This is a genomic window from Rhodococcus sp. SJ-2 (assembly GCF_053750035.1).
The window spans coordinates 5078414-5101365 of the sequence record NZ_CM132340.1 but is presented as its reverse complement, the minus strand read 5'-3'; the positions used below and the strand labels follow the sequence as shown (position 1 = coordinate 5101365).

Genomic DNA, 22952 nt, shown 5'->3' with positions numbered 1-22952 from the left:
GGAGGGGAATGTCGTTGCGATCTCATGAGTCGGCGCTGCCCGAAGGCGCCTTCCCGCTGTCGTCCGCTCAACGATCGATCTGGTTCGCGCAGCAACTCGCACCGCACGTGCCGATCTGCATCGCGCAGTACATCGATCTGCGCGGCGACCTCGACATCGACCTGCTGTGCCGGGTCTCGTACCTGGCAGGCGGCGAGTTCCAATCCGCCTATCTGCGGATCCTCGAAGTCGACGGCGAGCCCTACCAGGTCGTCGACAGCTCCATCGCCTCCGAAACCATCCCGCAGGTCGACCTGCGCGGTGAAACCGACCCGCTGCGCGCCGCCCGCGACTGGATGGACGCGGACTACGCCCGACCGGTCGATCTGACCACCGACCTGCTGGTGAACATGGCGATCCTGCAGGTCGCCGACGACCGGTACTTCTGGTACACCCGCATCCACCATGTCGCGCTCGACGGCTACGCCGCGATGACCATGATCAACCGGGCGGCCGCGCTGTACACCGCGGCGCGCGAGCAGCGGGAACCCGATTCCGCGCGCGCCGCGGACCTGCGCACCCTCTACGACTGGGACCGCGACTATCACGGCTCGGCCCGCTACCTCTCCGACCGCGACTACTGGCTCGAACGGGTCGCCGGACTCGAAGCCGGATCCACCCTCGCGCACCGCGACGCCCCGACAGCTGCCCAGAGCCTGCTCACCGGCACCGCACTGCCCGACGATCTGGTGCGGGCCCTGACCGCGAGCGACGAGACCGCCGGCTCGTCGTCCACCGCGACGGTCATCGCAGCCTTCTCGACCTATCTGGCGCGCATGACAGGCCACGACGACGTGGTGATCAATCTGCCCGTCTCGGCCCGCACCACCGCGATCGTGCGGCGCAGCGGCGGCATGCTCGTCAACACGGCGCCCATGCACATCGGGCTCGCCGCCGACGACACCCGCCACGATCTGGTGCAACGGGTGCAGTTGGAGCTCACCGGGGCGTTGCGGCACCAGCGTTTCAGCCTCGAGGACATCCGCAGGGAAAGCGGTGCCGCGGGCGACCCGACCCGCTACGCCGGGCCGATGGTCAACGTCATGCTCTTCCGTCAGCAGATCACCCTCGGGGACATCCGCGGGGAATTCCACATCATGACCTCCGGCCCCGTCGAGGACCTGCTGGTCAACATCTATCAGAGCGGAACTCCCGCGAAGACGTTCATCGATTTCCGCGGCAACCCGCACCGCTACGATCCCGACGAACTCGCGGAACACCACGCCGCGTTCGTCGCGTTGCTCGGCGAGTTCCTGCGCGCCCCAGGAGACACCCCGCTCGACCGGATCGACCCCGCCACCGCCGAGATCGGCCGTCGCCGCAGGCACGCAGTGGCGACCGAGGCGTTCTGGCGCCACACCCTCGCCGGGGCACCCGAACAGCTCCGGCTGCCGCACAGCACCGTCGACGAGGGCACACCCGTCGAGACCGCGAACCCCGGTGTGCCCGCCGAGCCGATCGGCGTTGTCGACACGGTCCTCGCCCTGCCCCCCGCAGCGCTCGCGGTCGTGCGCGAGGTCGCCGACGGCACGCACCCGTCCGGCCTCGCCGACACCTGGTACCCGGTGTTGCACGCTGCCACCGCGATCGTCGAGGCCCGCCTGACCGCCGAGGAATACACCGTCGTCGGGTGGCCCGCTAGCGCCGTGGTGTTGCCGTTGTGCGCTCGCATCGACGGCAGCGAATCGTTCACCGACCTGCTCGCGCGGTTGGACACGCTCGACACCGAGGCCGCAGCGCACGCCGATGTCACGGCCGAGGTGCTGGCCTCGTGTGGCCCCGCTCCGGTCCCGCCGGTGGTTCTGACGGTCACCGGGACCGAGGCACGCCCCGCGACCGGGCCGGCAGCGGACGCCGCGCTGGCACTGCACATGACGGTGACCGCCGACGCTCTGCACGTGCACGGCACCTACCGGCCGGACGAGATCGACTCGCAGACGGCAACGGACTTCGTGGTGCGGGTCGGCCGCGTCCTGACTGCCGCCTGCGCAGATCCGGCCTGCCCGGTCGGAGATCTGCCCGTGGTCGCGCCCGACGAGCCGGCCGGGTTGTTGCCCGCCCGCGGCCGCCCCGCGATGTCTCCGCAACTGTGGCCCGAACTGCTCTCGGCGGTCGCCGCGATCGTCCCCGACAGCCCCGCCCTCGTGTGCGGCGACCGCGCCGTGACCTACGCCGAACTCGACCTATGGTCCAATCGGCTCGCCCGCATCCTCATCGGCGCGGGTGCCGGACCGGACCGCATCATCGCGTTGGGTATCGCCCGCTCCATCGAATCGGTGGCTGCGCTGTGGGCGGTCGCGAAGGCCGGTGCGGCGTTCGTGCCGATCGACCCGGCGTACCCCACCGACCGCATCGACTACATGCTCACCGACTCCGGTGCCGTACTGGGCCTGACCGTCGGCGCGCACCGGCCGCAGCTGCCCGACCACGTGCCCTGGCTCGAACTCGACGATCCCGCTCTGCGGACCCGGATCGAGCACACCTCGGGGGTCCCCGTCACCGACGCCGACCGTCCCTGCGATCTGCATTTCGATCATGCCGCGTACCTGATCTACACCTCCGGCTCCACCGGCCGCCCCAAAGGGGTGCTCGTCCCGCACCGCGGCCTGGCGAACCTGTCCGCCACGTTGCACACTCGCCTCGCCCCGCCGCCCACCGCCCGGGTCTCACATTTCTCGTCCCCGAGCTTCGACGCCTCGATCTTCGAATACATGACGGCGTTCGGGGTCGGCGCCACCCTCGTGGTCGTCCCCGCCACCGTGTACGGCGGTGACGAACTGACCGATCTGCTCAATCGGGAACGCGTCACCCACATGTTCTCGACCCCCGCAGCGTTGGCGTCACTCGACCCGGCCCGACTGCAGGCCGGGGCGATCACCGTCGCCGGCGAGGCCTGCCCCCCGGAACTCGCCGCACGATGGGCACCGGGCCGGCGCATGTTCAACGCCTACGGACCCACCGAGACCACCATCGTCGTCAACATCACCGACCCGCTCGTCGCGGGCGAGACCGTCACGCTCGGGGCGCCGGTGTGTGGGGTCACCGAAGTGGTCCTCGACCCCCGGCTGCATCCGGTGCCGCGCGGGGTCGCGGGCGAGCTGTATGTCGGCGGGCCCGGTGTCACCCGCGGCTATTTCGACCGGCCCGCTCTGACCGCGGCCCGCTTCGTCGCCGACCCGTACGGCCCACCCGGATCGCGCACCTACCGCACCGGCGATGTGGTCCGCTGGCATCACCACGGCACCATCGAATACCTCGGCCGCTCCGACTTCCAGGTCAAGATCCGCGGCTTCCGCATCGAACTCGGTGAGATCGACGCCGCCCTGACCGACCATCCCACCGTCGCGTTCGCCGTCACCCTCGGCCGCACCGCACCGTCCGGCGATCCGATGCTCGTCGCCTACCTCCTGCCCGAGACCGGACATGTCGTCGACACCGACACCGTGGCCGAGCACCTGCGGCGGCGGCTGCCTGCGCATATGGTGCCCGCCGCGCTCGTGGTGCTCGACCACATCCCGCTGACCCCGGTGGGCAAACTCGACCGCCGGGCCCTGCCCGAGCCGGTGTTCGCCACCACCGTCGCGACGGGCGACGCAGCGGGCTCGCCCACCGAAACCGCGGTGTCGCAGATCCTGACCGACCAACTCGGTCTCGACGGGATAGGGTTCGACGACAGTTTCTTCGACCTCGGCGGTAACTCCCTGATCGCCACCCGTGTGGTGGCGCGCCTGAACGACGCATTCGGCACCGAGGTGGGGGTGCGCACCCTCTTCGAGGCTCCGACCGTGCGGGCGCTCGCCGCGCACCTCGACGCGAGCGGCGTTACCGCGGAACGTTTCACCCGGATTCCGCTGACCGCACGCCCCCGGCCCGAGCAGGTACCGGTGTCGGCGGCCCAGCGGCGATTGTGGTTCGTCAACCAGCTCGATCCCGCCTCCGCTGCCTACAACATTCCCATCGCCATCACGTTGACCGGCCGGCTGGACGTCGCCGCGCTCACCGCCGCGGTGCACGATCTGCTCGAGCGGCACGAGGCACTGCGGACCTTGTTCCCCGCGACCGCCGACGGCCCGATCCAGCAGATCCTTTCGGCGGCGCAGATCGACCTCGATCCGAACCCGACCACCGTCGACCCGACCGACCTCGAGCGATCGGTCGCCGAGGTCGTCACCGCCGGATTCGACGTCACCGTCGATCCACCGGTGCGGCTGCGGCTGCTGCGGGTGCACGACGAGCATCATGTCGTCGCGGTGGTCGTGCACCACATCGCCGCGGACGGTGCGTCCCTGGCGCCGCTGGCCCGCGACCTGATGACCGCCTATCTCGCGCGCCGGGACGAGCGGAACCCGCAGTGGGACGCGTTGCCGGTGCAGTACGCCGATTACACCCTGTGGTTCGACGAGATCCTCGGCACCGTCGACGACGCCGCATCCCGCGCCGCGCAGCAACTCGACTTCTGGCGCACCCGGCTCGCGGGCGCCCCGGAGATCGGCGCGCTGCCCACCGATCGGCCGCGGCCCCCGACCCAGTCGTTCCGCGGCGCCACCGTCGACTTCGACATCGATCCTGCCCTGTACCGCAGGATCAGCGCGGTCGCGCACGCGCACGGCGCCACCGAGTTCATGGTGATGCACGCCGCGGTGAGCCTGCTGATCGCGCGGGTGTCCGGCAGCGACGACGTCCTCATCGGCACTCCCGTCTCGGGTCGCGGTGAACCCGAACTCGACAACCTGGTGGGCATGTTCGTCAACACCGTCGTGCTGCGTACCGCGGTGCCACCGGCGATGCCGTTCGGCGCCTATCTGCGGGCGGTCCGCGACGGTGATCTCGAAGCATTCGCACATGCCGATCTGCCGTTCGATGCGCTCGTCGATCTGCTCGCCGGGCACCGGTCGGCGGCGCATTCCCCGCTGTTCCAGGTGATGCTCGCCTTCCAGAACAACGACACCGCCCACCTGGAACTGCCGGACCTGACGGTCGACATCACCGAAATCGACACCGCCACCACCAAGTTCGATCTGCATCTGACGGTCACGGAGATCCCGGGCCTCGACGGCGGCATCGACTCGCTGCACGGTGCCCTGTCGTACGCCACCGATCTGTTCGACGCGGAGACCGCCGCCGGATTCATCGACCGCCTCGTGCGGCTGATCACCGCCGCGGTGACCGACCCCGGCCGCGCCGTCGGTGATCTCGACCTGCTGTGCGCCGGTGAACGCAGCCGGGTGCTCGACGAATGGAACGCCACCACTGTGGTGCTGCCCGACGCCACCCTCCTCGACCCGTTCGCCGCGCAGGTTGCTGCCACGCCGGACGCGGTCGCCGTGGTCGCCGGGGATCGCGCTCTGCGCTACGCAGAGTTCGATGCCGTCACCACCCGTCTCGCCCGCCTCCTGCTGCGCCGCGGCGCCGGACCCGGCCGGATCGTCGGCCTGGCCGTGTCCCGGTCGCTCGAACTGCTCGTCGGCATGTATGCGATCGTCAAGACCGGCGCCGCGTACCTGCCGGTCGACCCCGAACACCCCGCCGAACGCACCGGCTATGTGCTCACCAGCGCCCGCCCCGCGCTGATCCTGACCGCCACCGCCGACGCCGATTGCCTGGCCGGCTCCGATGTGGAGGTCCTGCACCTCGACACGCTCGACCTCCACGGCGAATCGGATGCGCCGCTGACCGAGACCGACCGCCGCGCCCCGGTCGGTGACGATTTGGCCTACGTCATCTACACCTCCGGCTCCACGGGCCGCCCCAAGGGCGTCGCGGTGACCCACCGCGCCATCGTCAACCGGTTGCGCTGGATGCAGCACACCTATCCGCTGACCGGCGCCGACAGCGTGCTGCAGAAGACCCCCGCGACATTCGACGTGTCGGTGTGGGAGTTCTTCTGGCCCCTGCATACCGGGGCACGGCTTGTGCTTGCTGCACCCGGTGGGCACCGTGATCCCCACTACCTGCTCGATCTCATCGACGCGCAACAGATCACGGTCGCGCATTTCGTGCCGTCCATGCTCGCGGTGTTCACCGCGGCCGCCGAAACCCGGCCGGCGGCGGGCAGTTCCCTGCGGCATCTGTTCGCCTCGGGTGAGGCGCTGCCTCCGGAAACCGCTGCCGCGACCCGCCGCGCCTTCCCCCGGATCGGATTGCACAACCTGTACGGACCCACCGAAGCGGCCGTCGATGTCACTGCCTGGGCCACCAGTGACGACGACACCGGCACCGTGCCGCTCGGTGGCCCGGTGTGGAACACCCGCGCCTATGTCCTCGATGCTCGGTTGCATCCGGTGCCCGTCGGGGCGGTCGGCGAACTGTATCTTGCCGGGGTGCAACTCGCCCGGGGCTATCTCGGCCGCGGCGCACTGACCGCCGACCGGTTCGTCGCCGACCCGCACGGACAGCCGGGGGAGCGGATGTACCGCACCGGCGACCTCGCCACCCGCCGCCCCGACGGCGCCCTGCTGTACCTGGGGCGCACCGACTTCCAGGTCAAGATCCGGGGCCTGCGTATCGAGCTCGGCGAAATCGAACATGCCCTGCGCAGCCGGCCGGACGTTGCGCAGGCCGCGGTGCTCGTCCATCACCTCGCCGACGATGTGCTCACCGGGTACGTGGTGCCGCACCCCGGCCGCAGCGTCGACACCGTCGCGGTCACCGCCGCACTCGCCCGGCAACTCCCCGAATACATGGTGCCCGCCACGCTGATCGTGCTCGATCGGTTCCCGGTGGGTGTCAACGGCAAACTCGACCGTGATGCGCTCCCGGCGCCCGACCCGACCGCACCCGACCGCCCGTACAGTCCGCCGCGCACCCCTGTCGAGCAACTCGTCGCCGATACCTTCGCCGAATTGCTCGACGTACCCCGGGTGGGGTTGCACGACAGCTTCCTCGACCTCGGCGGCGGCTCCCTGCTCGCGATGCGGCTCGCCGCGCGGCTGTCCGTCGCACTCGGCGTCGACCTCGGCATCCGCGACCTGTTCGACAATCCGACCGTTGCGGGGGTGCTCGACCATGTGCACCACGCCCCCGCGCCCGCCGCCGCGCGCCCGCCGCTCGCCGCCGGGCCACGCCCGGCTCCGCTGCCGCTGTCCCCGGCGCAGCAACGGATGTGGTTCATCAACCAGTTCGACACGACGTCTCCGGCCTACAACATCGCCGTCGCGCTGCGTCTGACCGGACACCTCGAGCTGGACGTCCTGCGGGCCGCGGTCGCCGATGTCGTCGCCCGCCACGAATCGCTGCGTACCCGCTACCCGTTCGTCGACACCGCTCCCGTGCAGGTGATCGTCCCGGCCGCGGCGGCGTCGCTCGCGGACTTCACCGTCACCGCGATCGACGCCGACACCGTGGACGCGCACATCGAGAAGATCGCGGCGACCGGATTCGACGTCGCGACCGAAATCCCCGCCCGTGTCCGGTTGCTTGCGCTCTCCGAGAGCGAGCACGTGCTCGTGATGGTGCTGCATCACATCACCGGTGACGGGTTCTCCCTCGGCCCGCTGGCCCGCGACGTCATCATCGCGTATACGGCGCGCAGTGCCGGGCACGATCCCGGCTGGGCGCCGTTGCCGATCCAGTACGCCGACTACACGCTGTGGCAGCGGGCGGTGCTCGGCGACGAGGCCGACCCGGAGTCGCTCGCCGCGCGACAGTTGCGGTTCTGGCGTGAGTATCTCGACGGGGTTCCGGAACTGCTCGAATTGCCGCTCGATCGTGCCCGCCCGGTGCAGCAGAGCCGCCGTGGTGGCCGGGTGCCGTTCACCCTCGATGCCGCGGCCCACCGCCGGTTGGTGGCGTTGGCGCGCAGGCACGACACGTCGGTGTTCATGGTGGTGCACGCGGCGCTGGCGGTGCTGCTCGCGCGGTTGTCGTCGACCTCCGACATCGCGATCGGCACCCCGGTTGCGGGTCGCGGGCACCGCCACCTCGACGATCTGATCGGCATGTTCGTCAACACCGTCGTGTTGCGCACCCGGGTCGACGACACCGAACCGTTCGCGGCGTTGCTGCAGCGGGTCCGCGACGACGACCTCGCGGCGTTCGATCACGCCGACATTCCGTTCGAGCGTCTCGTGGAGGTTCTCGATCCGCCCCGGTCGACGGCATATTCACCGCTGTTCCAGGTGATGCTCGAGTTCCAGGACACCGAACGCCCCGAGGTGGTGTTGCCCGATCTGACCGTCGCAGTTCTCGATCTCGCGGCGCCGTTGTCGCTGTTCGATCTGCAGTTGTCGGTCGCCGAAACCGTCGACGACCGGGGGCCTGCCGGGATCTCGGCGTATTTCACCTACGCCACGGATCTGTTCGACACCGACACCGTGCGCTCCTTCGCCGACCGGTTCATTCGCATCCTCGATGCGGTCAGCGCCGGACCTGCCGCGGTATCGGACTCGAGTGCGGCCGCGGCGGGGGCGCGGATTCCGGTCGGTGACATCGGCATCGTCAGCGAGGCCGAACTGGCCATCCTCGCTCCGGCCCGCGGCCGTCCTCCGGTCTCGCCGCAGCAGTGGCCGGAGATGCTCACCGCGATCGCCGCGATCATGCCCGAGTCGGTGGCGTTGTCGTTCCGGGGCCGTCAGGTGACCTATCGGGACCTCGACGAGTGGTCCACCCGCGTCGCCCGCCTACTCATCGACAGTGGCGTTGGTCCAGAAAATGTTGTAGCACTGGGTATTTCACGTTCCATCGAGTCGGTGGCGGCGGTGTGGGCGGTCACCAAGACCGGCGCGGCGTTCGTGCCCGTCGACCCCACCTACCCACCCGAACGCATCACCTACATGCTCACCGACTGCGCCGCCGCCCTCGGGTTGACCACCATCGAGCACCGCGACCGGCTCCCCGACACGGTGCCGTGGCTCGTCCTCGACGATCCGGCCGTGCGCGAGCGTCTCGCCGCGGCGTCCACCGACCCGATCACCGACACCGACCGCACCACACCGCTGCGGTTCGACCATCCCGCCTACCTGATCTACACCTCCGGCTCCACCGGCCGCCCCAAAGGTGTCGTCGTCACCCACCGCGGCCTGACCAACCTCAATGCCGAGGTCCGCGAACACTTCACGATCACCCACCACGCCCGTGTCTCGCATCTGGCGTCCCCGAGCTTCGACGCCTCGATCTTCGAGTACACCAAGGCGTTCTGCGCAGGCGCCACCCTGGTGATCGTGCCTCCCGACGTGTACGGCGGCGACGAACTCGCCCGGCTGCTCCGCGACGAACAGGTCACCCACGCCTTCATCACCCCCACCGCCCTGGCATCGCTCGACCCGCACGACCTCGACACCCTGCGCGTCCTCGTCGTCGCCGGGGAGGCCTGCCCACCGGAACTCGTCGCCCGCTGGGCACCCGGCCGGCAGATGTTCAACGGCTACGGCCCGTCCGAGGCCACCATCGAAACCAGCGTCAGCCCCGCCCTGCATCCCGAGGAGGTCGTCACCGTCGGCGGCCCCGCCGTCGGTTTCCACCAGGTCGTCCTCGACGACCGACTACGACCCGTGCCCGTCGGGGTCGCCGGCGAACTGTACATCGCCGGGCCCGGTGTGGCCCGCGGCTACCACCGGCGCCCCGACCTGACCGCGGCCCGCTTCCTCGCCGACCCCTACGGCCGCAGTGGGGAACGGATGTACCGCACCGGCGACGTGGTGCGCTGGCGCACCGACCACACCGTCGAATACCTCGGGCGATCCGACTTCCAGGTCAAGGTCCGCGGCTTCCGCATCGAACTCGGCGAGATCGACGCCGCGCTCACCGGCCACGACCACGTCGCGTTCGCGCACACCACCGGACACACCGCACCCTCCGGCGACACCGTCCTGATCGCCTACGTGCTCCCCGACGCCGGCACCGACATCGACCCCGCCGCGGTCCGCGCGCACGTCGCCGCACGCCTGCCCTCCCACATGGTGCCCGCGACCGTGGTGGTCCTCGACGAGATCCCCCTGACCCCCGTCGGGAAGCTCGACCACCGGGCACTGCCCGTCCCGGATCTGACCGCCACCGGCGGTCACTACCATCCGCCGGCCACCGACCTCGAACACGTTCTCGCCGGCATCCTCGCTGACGTCCTCGGCCACGAGCGGGTATCGGTGGACGACAACTTCTTCGACATCGGCGGCAACTCGCTGATTGCCACCCGCGTCGTCGCCCGCGTGAACACCGCCCTGGGCACCGACGCCGGGGTGCGGGTCCTGTTCGAAGCCCCCACCGTGCGCGCCCTCGCCGCGCGGGTCCTCGACGATCACGGCGGGCACGGACACACCCCGCTGGTACCGGCGGTGCGCCCCGAGCGGTTGCCGCTCGCCCCCGCCCAGCAGCGGATGTGGTTCGTCAACCAATTCGACACCACCTCCGCCGCCTATAACATTCCCCTCGCGATCCGCCTCACCGGCCGCCTCGACACGGCGGCCCTCGACGCCGCCGTAGCGGATCTGCTGGACCGGCACGAAACATTGCGCACCTGGTATCCCGGCGACGAGAACGGGCCTCGGCAGCTGATCGCGACCACCGAGAAGGTGCTGATCGCGCTGCGCCCGGAGCCCATCTCGGAGGCCGATCTGCCCGGCCGGATCGCCGAGTTGATCGGTGCCGGTTTCGATGTGGCGGCCGCGGTGCCGGTCCGCGCCGCCCTGCTTGCAGTGTCCGACACCGAGCACGTGCTGGTCGTGGTGGTGCACCACATTGCCGCGGACGGTGCGTCGATGGCGCCGCTGGCCCGCGACCTGATGGCCGCCTATCTGGCCCGCAGCCGTCACACCGCCCCGGAACTGTCGCCCCTGGCCGTGCAGTACGTCGATTACGCCCTGTGGCAACAGAAGCTGCTCGGCGACCCCTCCGACCCCGACTCGATCGCCGCGACCCAACTCGATTTCTGGCGCACCGCCCTGGCCGGTCTGCCGGAGGTGCTGCCGCTGCCCACCGATCGGCCCCGGCCACCGCAGCAGTCGTTCCGCGGCGCCGTGCACCACTTCGAGGTCGATCGCCCCGTGCACGACGCACTGATCGATCTCGCCGCTGCTCACAACGCCACGGTGTTCATGACCGTCCACGCCGCGCTGGCGGTGCTGCTCGCACGGTTGTCGGGTACCGACGACATCGCGATCGGCAGCCCGGTCGCAGGACGTGGACATCGTGCGCTCGACGACCTGGTCGGGATGTTCGTCAACACCGTGGTGCTGCGCACCCCCATCACCGGGGGACTGTCGTTCAGTGATCACCTGCATCGCACTCGCGAGATCGACCTGGCGGCGTTCGGGCACACCGAACTGCCCTTCGAGAAACTGGTCGATGCGCTCGACCCGACTCGCCACACGGATCATTCCCCGCTGTTCCAGGTGGTACTCGAGTTCGGCAACGTCGAGCGCGCTCATCTCGAGCTGCCGGAGCTGACCGTCGAGGCTCTCGACGCCGATCTGAATGTCGCGAAGTTCGATGTCCAGCTCAACGTGCAGGAGGTCCCCGGCGGCGGTCTGAGCTGCGCACTGACCTACGCCACCGATCTGTTCGACGCAGCGACCGCCGAGGCGATCGTCGACAGGTTCGTGCGGGTGCTCACCGCCGTCACCGGCGATCCGGACCTTGCTGTCGGTGATCTCGATCTGCTCACCGAACCGGAACACGACGCGCTCACCGCGGCGAGTCGCGCAAGCGGGACCGCGGCGAACGGCGACACGTTGCTCGATCTGTTCCGCCGCGGCGCCGCCGTGGACCCCGACGCTGTCGCCGTGACCGCCGACGACGGGCATCTGACGTATCGGCAACTCGAAGACCGTGTCCACCGACTTGCCCGGCTGCTGCTCGATCACGGCGCGGGCGCGGACACCCTCGTCGCGGTCGCGCTGCCTCGCACCTGCGAACTCGTCGTCGCGTTGCTCGCGATCCTCGAGGCCGGTGCCGGGTACCTGCCGATCGACGTGGCGTATCCGCCGGAGCGTCTCGCGTTCATGTTCGCCGATGCGCGTCCGGTGTGTGTCCTCACCACCGCCGAGCACGCCGCGTTCATGCCCGAGACCGCCCCGGAGATGCTGTTGCTCGACGAGCAGGCAGTCTTCGACCGGCTCTCGGCGCTTCCTACCGCGGCCCTGACCGAGGCAGAGCGGGGTGCGGTCCATCCGGATCAGACGGCGTACGTGATCTACACCTCCGGCTCGACCGGCCGCCCCAAGGGGGTGGTGGTGCCGCACCGCACCGTGGTGACCCTGATGACCGACACCCACCCCCAGTTCGGTTTCGACCAGCACGACGTGTGGACGCTGTTCCACTCCTATGCCTTCGACTTCTCGGTGTGGGAACTGTGGGGTGCGCTCGCGCACGGCGGTCGTCTCGTCGTCGTCGACTACCACACCGCCCGCACCCCCGACGAATTCCTCGCATTGGTGCGGCGCGAGCAGGTCACCGTCCTGAACCAGACGCCGACGGCATTCCAGCAACTCGTCGAGGCCGACCGGGTGGCCGGGGGTCCACCGCTGCCGTTGCGCTGGATCATCTTCGGTGGTGAAGCCCTCGACCTGGCGCAGCTCGACCGCTGGTATCGCAGGCACGACGACACGTCGCCCACTTTGGTGAATATGTACGGCATCACCGAAACCACCGTGCACGTCACCGCGTTGCCGTTGGGTCGCGCGGTGGCCGCGGAGGCCAATGGCAGCCTCATCGGTGCACCGCTTCCGTCACTGCAGTTGCACATCCTCGACACCCGGCTGCATCCCGTGCCTGCAGGCACCACCGGTGAACTGTATGTGGCGGGGGGACAATTGACTCGCGGCTATCTGCATCGTCCCGATCTGACCGCCACCCGTTTCGTCGCCGACCCGCACGGTGGTCCGGGTGCGCGGCTCTATCGCACCGGGGACCTGGCCCGGCGCACCCGCGGCGGCGACATCGAATATGTCGGACGCAGCGACTTCCAGGTCCAGATGCGTGGTTTCCGCATCGAACTCGGCGAAGTCGAAGCCGCGCTGTTGCGTACGGCCGGTGTCGCCCGTGCTGTCGTGGTCGTGCACCACGACGAGCGCACCGCCACCGACCGCCTCGTCGGGTATCTTGTGCCGGAAACCGGGGTGGATCTCGAGGTCGACGCCGTGCTGGCGCAGGTCGCCACCGATCTCGCCGCCTACATGGTGCCCGCCGCCCTCGTCGTGCTCGACACCCTGCCGGTGGGGGCCACCGGCAAACTCGATCGCCGGGCGTTGCCCGCCCCGGATTTCGGGGCGCGGTCCGCCGTGACCCGCGCCCCGGCCGGGGACCGCGAGGTGCGACTCGTCGAATTGTTCGCGCAGGTGCTGGGTCTCGACACGGTCGGGGTCGACGACTCGTTCTTCGCCTTGGGCGGCGACTCGATCATGTCGATTCAGTTGGTGTCGCGCGCGAAGGCCGCCGGGTTGGAGCTGTCGCCGCGGGAGGTGTTCGAGCACAAGACCCCCGCGGCGCTCGCCGCGGTCGCCGCGGTCGCCGCCGCGCCGACCGTGTTGTCGGAACTGCCCGGCGGCGGTGTCGGTGAGGTGCCGCTGCCCCCGATCGTGCACTGGATGCTCGAGCGGGGCGGCAGCTACGACCGGTACACGCAGGCGGTGCTGCTGCGACTGCCGACCGGCCTGAACAGATCTGTGCTGACCGCCTTGATCCAGGCACTGCTCGATCGGCACGATATACTCCGCGGTCGCCTGTATCCGAGTGCCGAGGCGTCGCGCGGTGTCGCGTTGCATGTCGACCCGCCCGGCACGGTGCACGCCGAGACCGTGATCTATCGGGTGCCGGTCACCAGTGCCGCGGACACCGCCGAGTTCTTCGCTCTCGCGTCGCACGAACTCGACGCGGCCGCCGACCGGCTCGATCCGTCGGCCGGGGTGCTGATACAGGCGGTGTGGTTCGATTCGGCCACGGGCGCCGGCCGGTTACTGCTGGTGATTCATCATCTCGCGGTCGACGGGGTGTCGTGGCGCATCCTGGTGCCCGATCTCGCGGCGGCGTGGGCGGCCGGCCTCGATCCGGACTCGCCTACGGCGGCGCTGCCACCGGTCGCGGGGACATCGGTGCGTCGGTGGGCGCACGCTCTTGCCGAGTCGGCGCATGATCCGGGGCGCCGCTCCGAACTCGAGTTCTGGCGCCGCACCGTCGATGTCGTCGAACCTCCGGTGGGGGATCGGCCGTTCGATCCGGCGGTGGATGTCAACGACACGGTCTCGACGGTGGAATCGGTGCTGCCCACGTCGGTGACCGAGGCGCTGCTCACGACGGTGCCCGAGCGGTTCCACGGTTCGGTCGAGCACGGGTTGCTCGCCGCTTTCGCGCTTGCGGTCACGGCGTGGCGCCGCGACCGTGGGCAACACCGCAACGAGGTGCTCCTCAATGTGGAAGGGCACGGCAGGGAGACGTCCGCCGCGGACGGCGCCGATCTGGGTGGCACCGTCGGCTGGTTCACCACCATCCACCCGTTGCGGCTGGACCTGGCCGGACTCGACGTCGACGACGCATTTGCCGGGGGGCCCGCTGCGGGGTGCGCCATCAAGACCGTCAAAGAACATCTCGCCGCGGTGCCGGATCACGGTGTCGGCTTCGGTCTGTTGCGGTATCTCGCCGCGGACACCGCCGCCGAGTTGGCGACGCTGGCCACTCCGCAACTGAGTTTCAACTATCTCGGCCGTCCCACCGTCGGGACCGACACCGCCGCCGATGTGCCGTGGTTGCCGATCGGGGCGTTCGGGCGTGGCGGCACGCAGAGCCCCGACATGCCGGCCGCCGCGGTGATCGATCTCAATGCGGTGACGGTCGACGGATCCGACGGGCCGGTGCTGCGCACGTTCTGGTCGTTCCCGGAAGGGCTGCTCGACGACACCGAGGTCACCGCCCTCGCCGCGCGGTTCACCGCCGCGGCGACGGCGCTGGCGCGGCATGCGCGAAGCCCGCACGCCGGAGGTCTGACGCCGTCGGATCTGCCGCTGGTGCGGCTCGATCAGGCGACCCTCGAACAGCTCGAGGATCGGTACGGTCCGCTCGAGACGGTCTGGCCGACCGCACCGCTGCAGACCGGTTTGCTGTTCCACGCATTGCTGGCGGGGGACCGCCCCGACGCGTATGTCGTCCAGCTCGTGCTCGAGGTCACCGGCCGACTCGATGCGGCGCGGCTGCGGCGCGCGTTTCAGTTGCTGCTGGTGCGGCACCCGAATCTGCGGGTCGCGTTCACCGGTGACGGCGCGGACGGATACGTGCAGGTCGTGCCGACGCACACCGACGTGCCGTTCACGGTGGCCGACACCAGCGACGACCCGGATCCGGACGCTGCCGCCATCCGGTTGCTCGATCTGGACCGCACCACCCGATTCGACACCACCGCCGCGCCGCTGCTCCGGGTCACGGTCGTGCACATCGGACCGGACCGGCACCGTGTCGCCCTGACCAACCATCATCTGCTGCTCGACGGCTGGTCCACTCCGGTTCTGATCCGGGAACTGCTCGTGCTGTATGCCACCGACAGTGATACCGCGCTTCTCGAGCGGCCCCACAGTTTCGGGACGTATCTGGCATGGCTTGCCGACCGGGACCAGGACGCGTCGGTGCAGGCCTACCGTCGCGCGCTGGCCGGGGTCGACGAGCCGACGCTGCTCGCTCCGCAGCACCGTACTGCCACGGGCAGCGGTGTCTCCGCAGACCTCGATGTCGAGGTGGGTGCGGATCTGTCGGCCCGGATCGACGCGGTAGCTGCCGCGCGTGGGGTCACCGTCAACACTGTGGTGCAGGTCGCGTGGGGGTTGGTGCTCGGTGCCCTCACCGGTCACAGCGATGTGGTGTTCGGGGCGACTGTCTCCGGGCGTCCACCGCAGGTGGCGGGGATCGAGACGATGGTGGGGTTGTTCATCAACACCGTCCCCGTCCGTGTCACCGTGCACCCCGGCGATACTGTCGCGACGCTCGTCGATCGGGTGCAGGCCGAACAGGCGGCGCTGCTCGATCATCATCATGTGGATCTGAACACCCTCGATCGGCATGTCGGTGCCGCCGTCGGGTTCGACACCTTGACCGTGTTCGAGTCCTATCCGGTCGATGCGGCCGGGATGAGCGCCGATACCGATATCGCCGGAATGCGCGTCACCGGGATCACCGGCCGCGACTCTGCCCACTATCCGCTGAGCATCGTTGCGCACACCGACACCGCCATGCATCTGAGGATGAAATATCTGCCCGAGGTGTTCGATCGCAGTGAGGTGGCGGTCGTCGCCGACCGCATCGTGGCGGCGTTGACCACGTTGGTGGGGGACCCTGGCGCGCGGCTCGCGCAGTGCACGGTGCTCACCGCCGCCGAACGGGCGGCGCTGACCCCGGTGCGTGGCCCGGCCGGGGGGTCGACGCTGACGTTGCCGGAGTTGTTCGCCGCCACCGCGGCCGCGCATCCCGATGCGATCGCGGTGACCGACGGTGCTGTCGCGGTGACCTACCGGGATCTCGACGGTCGCTCGAATCTATTGGCGCGCAAGTTGATCGATGTAGGAGCTGGGCCGGATACGGCCGTTGCGCTGGGCATCGCCCGCTCTGTCGAGTCGGTGCTCGCGATATGGGCGATCGCCAAGACGGGGGCGGCGTTCGTGCCGGTCGACCCCCGTTATCCGGCCGAGCGCGTCGCGTTCATGCTCGCCGATTGCGGTGCGACCGTCGGGGTCACGACCGCGGCACATCGCGGTGGGTTGCCGGACACGGTGCAGTGGTTCGATCTGCACAGCTTCGATCTGCACAATCCCGACACCGGGACCGGCGCACCGATCACCGACACCGCCCGGACGAGACCGTTGCATCTCGACCACGCCGCCTACCTGATCTACACCTCCGGCTCCACCGGTCGCCCCAAAGGTGTGGTGACCACACACCGCAGCCTGCACAATTTCGCACTCGACCAGCGGGAGCGTTTCGGGGCGGGACCGGGCTCGAACGTCATGCACTTCTCGTCCCCGAGTTTCGACGCGTCGATCTTCGAGTACCTGCTGGCCTTCGGATCCGGTGCCACACTCGTGGTGGTTCCGCCGGAGTTGTACGGGGGCACCGAACTCGGGCAGTTCCTCGCCGAGCACGCTGTCACCCACGGGTTCATCACCCCCGCCGCGCTCGCGTCACTCGATCCGGCCGATTTGACCGCGTTCGTCGACCTCGCCGTCGGCGGCGAAGCCTGGCCGGCGGACCTGCTCGCCGCCTGGGCGCCGGGTCGTCGCCTCGTCGACGCCTACGGGCCCACCGAAACCACGATCATGGCCGCGATCAGCGACCCGCTGCGCCGCGACAGCGTCCTGACACTCGGACCGCCCCTGCGCGGAGTGCACGCCGTGATCCTCGACGACCTGCTGCGTCCCGTCCCGGTTGGGGCGTCCGGTGAGTTGTATCTCGCAGGCACTGGCCTGGCGCGGGGCTATCATGCTCGCCCGGATCTGACGGCGGACCGGTTCGTCGCCGACCCGTACGGGCAGGCGGGGGAGCGGATGTACCGCACAGGTGATGTGGTGCGGTGGGTCGGCGACCCGGCCGGCCGGCTCGAGATCGAATACGTCGGCCGTGCCGACTTCCAGGTCAAGATCCGTGGGTTCCGCGTCGAACTCGGCGAGATCGACGCCGCCCTGGCCTCCCATCCCGATGTCGGGTTCGCCGTGACCGTCGCGCACACCGCGCCGTCGGGGGAGACGGTGCTGGTCGCGCACTGTCACCCGGTCGCCCCCGGAACGCTGGACCGAGACACCATCAAAAATTATGTCGCACAGCATCTTCCTGCACACATGGTGCCCGCCTTCATCACCGTGCTCGACGAGATCCCGCTGACGCCCGTCGGGAAACTCGACCGCGGCGCCCTCCCCGCACCGGACCTGACCCGCACCGGCACCGCCCACCAGCCACCCGCCGACGGACTCGAAACCGTCCTCGCCGAACACCTGCGCGAACTGCTCGGACTCGACACCCTGTCGGCAACCGACAGTTTCTTCGACATCGGCGGCAACTCGCTGATCGCAACACGCGCCGTCACCCGCATCGGGGAGCATCTCGGCCGCGACATCCCCGTACGCGCCCTGTTCGAACACCCCACCGTGCAGGAACTTGCGGCACACCTGCACTCCGTCGACAGCACCGCCGACCACCCCCGGACGCGCACCGGCCCCACTGCCGCGCCCCGCCCCGCCCGTATCCCGCTGTCCCCGGCCCAGCAGCGCCTCTGGTTCGTCAACCAGTTCGACACCGCCTCCGCCGCGTACAACATCCCCCTCGCCATCCGACTCAGCGGACACCTGTCCCGCGCCGCGCTCGGCACCGCCCTGCACGACGTGGTGGCCCGGCACGAAGCACTGCGCACCGTGTACCCCGCCACCGCGGACGGGCCACACCAGCGCATCCTCGCCGCCGACGACGTGCCACTGACACTCGACGTGGTACCTGCCGACGCCGACACAGCGCTGGCCGCGGTCGCCGAGTTCGCCTCGGCCGGCTTCGATGTCACCGTCGATGTGCCACTGCGCGCGCGGGTCTTCGCGCTCGGACGCGACGAGCACATCGCGGTGCTCGTGGTGCACCACATCGCCGCCGACGGCTCGTCGCTGGCACCCCTGGCCCGCGACCTGATGGTGGCCTACCAGGGCCGCACCCGCGGCGACGCGCCCGCCTGGACGCCGCTGCCCGTCCACTACGCCGACTACGCCCTGTGGCAACACGACCGGCTCGGCGACCCGGCCGACCCCGACTCCCTCGCCGAAGCCCAGACCCGGTTCTGGCGCGAGACCCTCGCCGCACTGCCGGAGGTGCTGCCGCTACCCACCGACAGGCCCCGGCCGCCGCAACAGTCGTTCCGCGGCGATGTGGTCCGCTTCCCCATCGACGTGGCGCTGCATCAGCGGCTCACCCAGCTGGCCGCGGCGCACGGCACCACCGTGTTCATGACAATGCACGCCGCCCTCGCCGTGCTGCTCGCGCGTCTGTCGAACACAGAAGACATCGCCGTCGGCAGCCCGGTCGCCGGGCGCGGACACCGCGACCTCGACGACGTCGTCGGCATGTTCGTCAATACCGTGGTGCTGCGCACCCCGGTACCTGCGGCAGCGACATTCACCGAACTGCTCGCCGACGTCACCGACCGTGACCTTGCGGCTTTCGCGCACACCGACATCCCGTTCGAGACCGTGGTCGAGACCGCCGACCCGATCCGTTCGACCGCGCATTCGCCGCTGTTCCAGGTGTCCCTCGAATTCCAGAACACCGGACGCGTGGCGTTCGAGTTGCCGCACCTGACAGTGCAGGGCATGACCCTCGACCCGACCGTGTGCAACTTCGATCTCGAATTGCTGGTCGCCGACGCCGGTGGGGCACTCGATACCGGCGTCACCGAGGGCGGTCTCGACGCTGCGTTCGTGTACGCCACCGACTTGTTCGACGCCGACACCGTCGCCGGGTTCGCGGCACGGCTGACCCGGCTGCTCGACGCGGTCACCACCGATCCGCAGGTCCCGGTCGGCGACATCGACCTGCTCACCGCGCGCGAACATGACGCTCTGGTGCCCGCGTGGGGGCCTGCCGGTATCGGCGCCCGCGTATGGCCGGATCTGCTCGACGAGGCCGTCGCCGTCGATCCCACCGCGGTCGCAGTGGTCGACGGAGACCGCACCATCTCCTACCGCGAACTCGACCGGGCCTCGACCGCGCTGGCGCGGCTGCTCCTCGAGCGAGGTGCCGGCCCCGACACCGTGGTGGCGCTCGCGTTGCCCCGGTCGATCGATTCGGTGGCCGCGGTGTGGGCGACCACCCGCAGCGGCGCGATGTTCGTACCCGTCGACCCCACCTATCCGCCCGAACGAATCGAGTTCATGCTCACCGACAGTGCGGCAACCGTCGGGGTCACCGACAGCGCGCACCGCGATACGCTCCCGGACACCGTGGACTGGCTCGTCCTCGACTCCGACGAGATCCGCGCGGATCTGACCGGCCGCGACACCACCGCGATCACCGACGACGATCGTCCGGTGCCGTTGCGCCCCGACCACGGCGCCTACCTGATCTACACCTCCGGATCCACCGGCCGCCCCAAGGGCGTGACGGTCACCCACCGCGGTCTCGCCGACCTCGCCGCCGAGGAACACGACCATCTGCTCGTCGAACCCGGCAGCCGCGTCTCGCACTTGGCGTCCCCGAGTTTCGACGCGTCGATCTTCGAGATGATGATGGCGCTGTCCGCGGGAGCGAGCCTGGTGATCGTGCCTCCCGGCGTGTACGGCGGCGATGACCTCGCCGCGGCGCTGCGCGCCCACCGCGTGGACCACGCCTTCATCACCCCGACCGCTCTCGCCTCCCTCGATCCGGCGCAGGTCCCCGATCTGCAGGTGCTGCTCGTCGCCGGTGAGGCGTGCCCACCGGAACTCGTCGACCGCTGGGCCGGCGGACACCGCATGATCGACGCCTACGGCCCCACCGAAGCGACCATCATGACCTCGCTGACCGCGCCGCTGCGCGCGGGACACCCGGTAACCATCGGCAGTCCGTCGCGTGGATTCCGCTCGCTGGTGCTCGATGCGCGGATGCGTCCCGTCCCGGTGGGGGTGGCCGGCGAACTGTATGTGGCCGGGCCGGGTCTGGCGCGTGGTTATCACGGCAGGCCGGAGCTGACGGCGTCCCGGTTCGTTGCCGATCCGTACGGGTCGGCGGGGGAGCGGATGTATCGCACCGGTGATGTGGTGCGGTGGGTCGGTGAGCCGGAGGGTCGGCTCGAGCTCGAGTATGTGGGGCGTTCGGATTTCCAGGTCAAGATCCGTGGGTTCCGGGTCGAGCTCGGCGAGATCGACACCGCGCTGACCGGCCACGACCAGGTGGTGTTCGCGCATACCCTCGGCCACACCGCCCCATCGGGGGAGACGGTGCTCGTCTCGTACGTGCGTGCGGTGGAGGGCACCGTGCCCGACCCGGCGGTGTTGCGTCGGCATGTGGCCGCACACCTGCCCGGGCACATGGTGCCGACGGTGATCCTCGTACTCGACACGATCCCGCTGACGCCCGCCGGGAAACTGGATCGCCGGGCGCTGCCTGCGCCGGACTTCACGGCCCGGGCTGCGACGGGCCGGGCTCCCGACACCGACCTCGAACGTCTCGTCGCGGAGGTGTTCGCCACCCATCTGGGTCTGACGGCAGTCGCCGCCGACGACAACTTCTTCGAGCTCGGTGGCACGTCGCTGCTCGCGACCCGTCTCGTCCCGGATCTGTCGCAGCGCCTGAATCGGCGGATCGGGTTGCCCGCGTTGTTCACTCATCCGACGGTCGCCGACCTGGCCCAGCATCTCGGCGGTGACGCCGACAGCGGCACCGTCGACGACGCGCTACGGGTGCTGGTGCCGCTGCGGGAGGGGAGCACACCAGCGTTGTTCTGCGTGCACCCTGCCGCGGGTCTGGCCTGGGGATACGCCAGTCTGACCCAGCATCTCGACGGGGAACGCGCCGTGTACGGGTTGCAGTTGCCCACCTTGAGCGGTTCCGGCACCGTCGACAGCGTCCGGTCGTTGGCCGTGCGCTACGCCGAGGAGATCCGACGGGTGCAGCCGCATGGCCCGTACCACCTGCTGGGGTGGTCGCTCGGCGGGATCGTCGCGCACGCCGTCGCTGTCGAACTGCAACGTGACGGGGAGCTGGTCGACACCCTTGCGTTGCTGGATGCGCATCTCAACGTGCCGGGCGGGGCGGCGCCCGGGGTCAAGGATATGCTCCGCGATCTCGGGGTGTCGGTCAACGGCGGACCCGAACTCGGTTACGAGGAGGCACTCGCGGTTCTCGAACGGTCCTTCGGGGAACTGTCGGGCCTGACCGCACAGCACCTCGAACGGTTGCACACCGGATCGGCGGCCGCGGCCCGCGCAGCGCGCCGGCATTCGCCGGTGACCTTCCACGGCGATGTGTTGTTCTTCACCGCCACCCGCTCGGCGGGGTCGGTGCCCGCTGTCGCGGCGTGGCACGACATCGTCGACGGTGAGATCCACCAGTTCCGCATCGAGTGCGAGCATCACGAGATGGTGGCGCCGCCGGCCGCGCAGGACATCGCCGCAGTGCTTACCGCGCGGTTCGAGGACAGTGATGCGAGTCTTCGTCGGGGGCAGGACCGTTGGGGGATCGGTTCGGGACTGTCGCGTTGAGTGCGAAGGTGTGGAGGCTAGGCCCGGTCGATGAGGGACTGTACGGCATCGAGGACGCGGTCGAGCCCGAACTTCCATGCACTCTGCGGGCTGTAGGAGGTGTTCAGTGCCGCCCCGGCAGCGCCGCCCACCCGCCGGGCGAGCGGGAAGTCGTCGCCGATATATCCGGCGAGGCGCCGGTGCCACGCGGACCACACCTCGGCCATGTCGGCGGCCCGGGGGTCGGGGCGGCGTGCCTGCGCCGACGCCCGGGTGAAGTCTGCGACGAAGGTCAGCGCGGCGTCGCGGTCGAGGTCCGTCAGCCCGGTGTGATCGAAAGCGTGCAGGTCGTGGTCGTAGGCCGCGATGGTGCCCGGTCCCAGCGAGGCCCGTTGATCGTTGACATCGAGCAGCCACCAGTGCGCGGTATACAGCGCGAGGTCCGCCTCGGCGACCTGCCGGACCCGGGCACGCCAGTCTTCGCTCGGATAGGAAGCGCGGGGTCGGCCGGCGCGCGCGGCGTCGACCATGAGCACCAGCAGGTCGTCGCGGGACCCGACGTGGGTATAGAGAGCCATCCCGGAGACGCCGAGGTCGGCGGCGAGTCGGCGCACCGTCACAGCGTCGAGCCCTTCGGAGTCGGAGAGGTCGATGGCGGTCGACACTGCTTGTGCGGTCGTAATTTTCGCTTGCGGACCGCGGGTGCCGCCGCGCGGTGCGTCGGGGTGATCGCGCCACAGCAGATCGATCAGATCGCGGGCCATCGGGTCTCTCCTGAGCTCGGGGTGCACATTTCCCGATAATTCTATACACTGA

General features: G+C 69.8%; 2 protein-coding genes. One reads left to right on the top strand and one right to left on the bottom strand.

Annotation, left to right across the window (positions count from 1 at the left end):
- The first annotated feature begins 8 nt into the window (after positions 1 to 8).
- Complete coding sequence (locus ACSYG9_RS23810) at positions 9 to 22157, top strand: non-ribosomal peptide synthase/polyketide synthase (RefSeq protein ID WP_454840222.1); 22149 nt, start codon at positions 9 to 11, stop codon at positions 22155 to 22157.
- 17 nt (positions 22158 to 22174) lie between these two features.
- Here ACSYG9_RS23810 and ACSYG9_RS23805 read toward each other — a convergent pair whose 3' ends face one another.
- Complete coding sequence (locus ACSYG9_RS23805) at positions 22175 to 22900, bottom strand: TetR/AcrR family transcriptional regulator (RefSeq protein WP_454840220.1); 726 nt, start codon at positions 22898 to 22900, stop codon at positions 22175 to 22177.
- Between the last annotated feature and the right edge of the window lie 52 nt (positions 22901 to 22952).

What these genes read in the sequence shown, in the direction of transcription:
- ACSYG9_RS23810 (WP_454840222.1), top strand. Translation starts at nt 9, where the DNA reads ATGTCGTTGCGATCTCATGAGTCGGCGCTGCCCGAAGGCGCCTTCCCG.
- ACSYG9_RS23805 (WP_454840220.1), bottom strand. Translation starts at nt 22,900, where the DNA reads ATGGCCCGCGATCTGATCGATCTGCTGTGGCGCGATCACCCCGACGCA.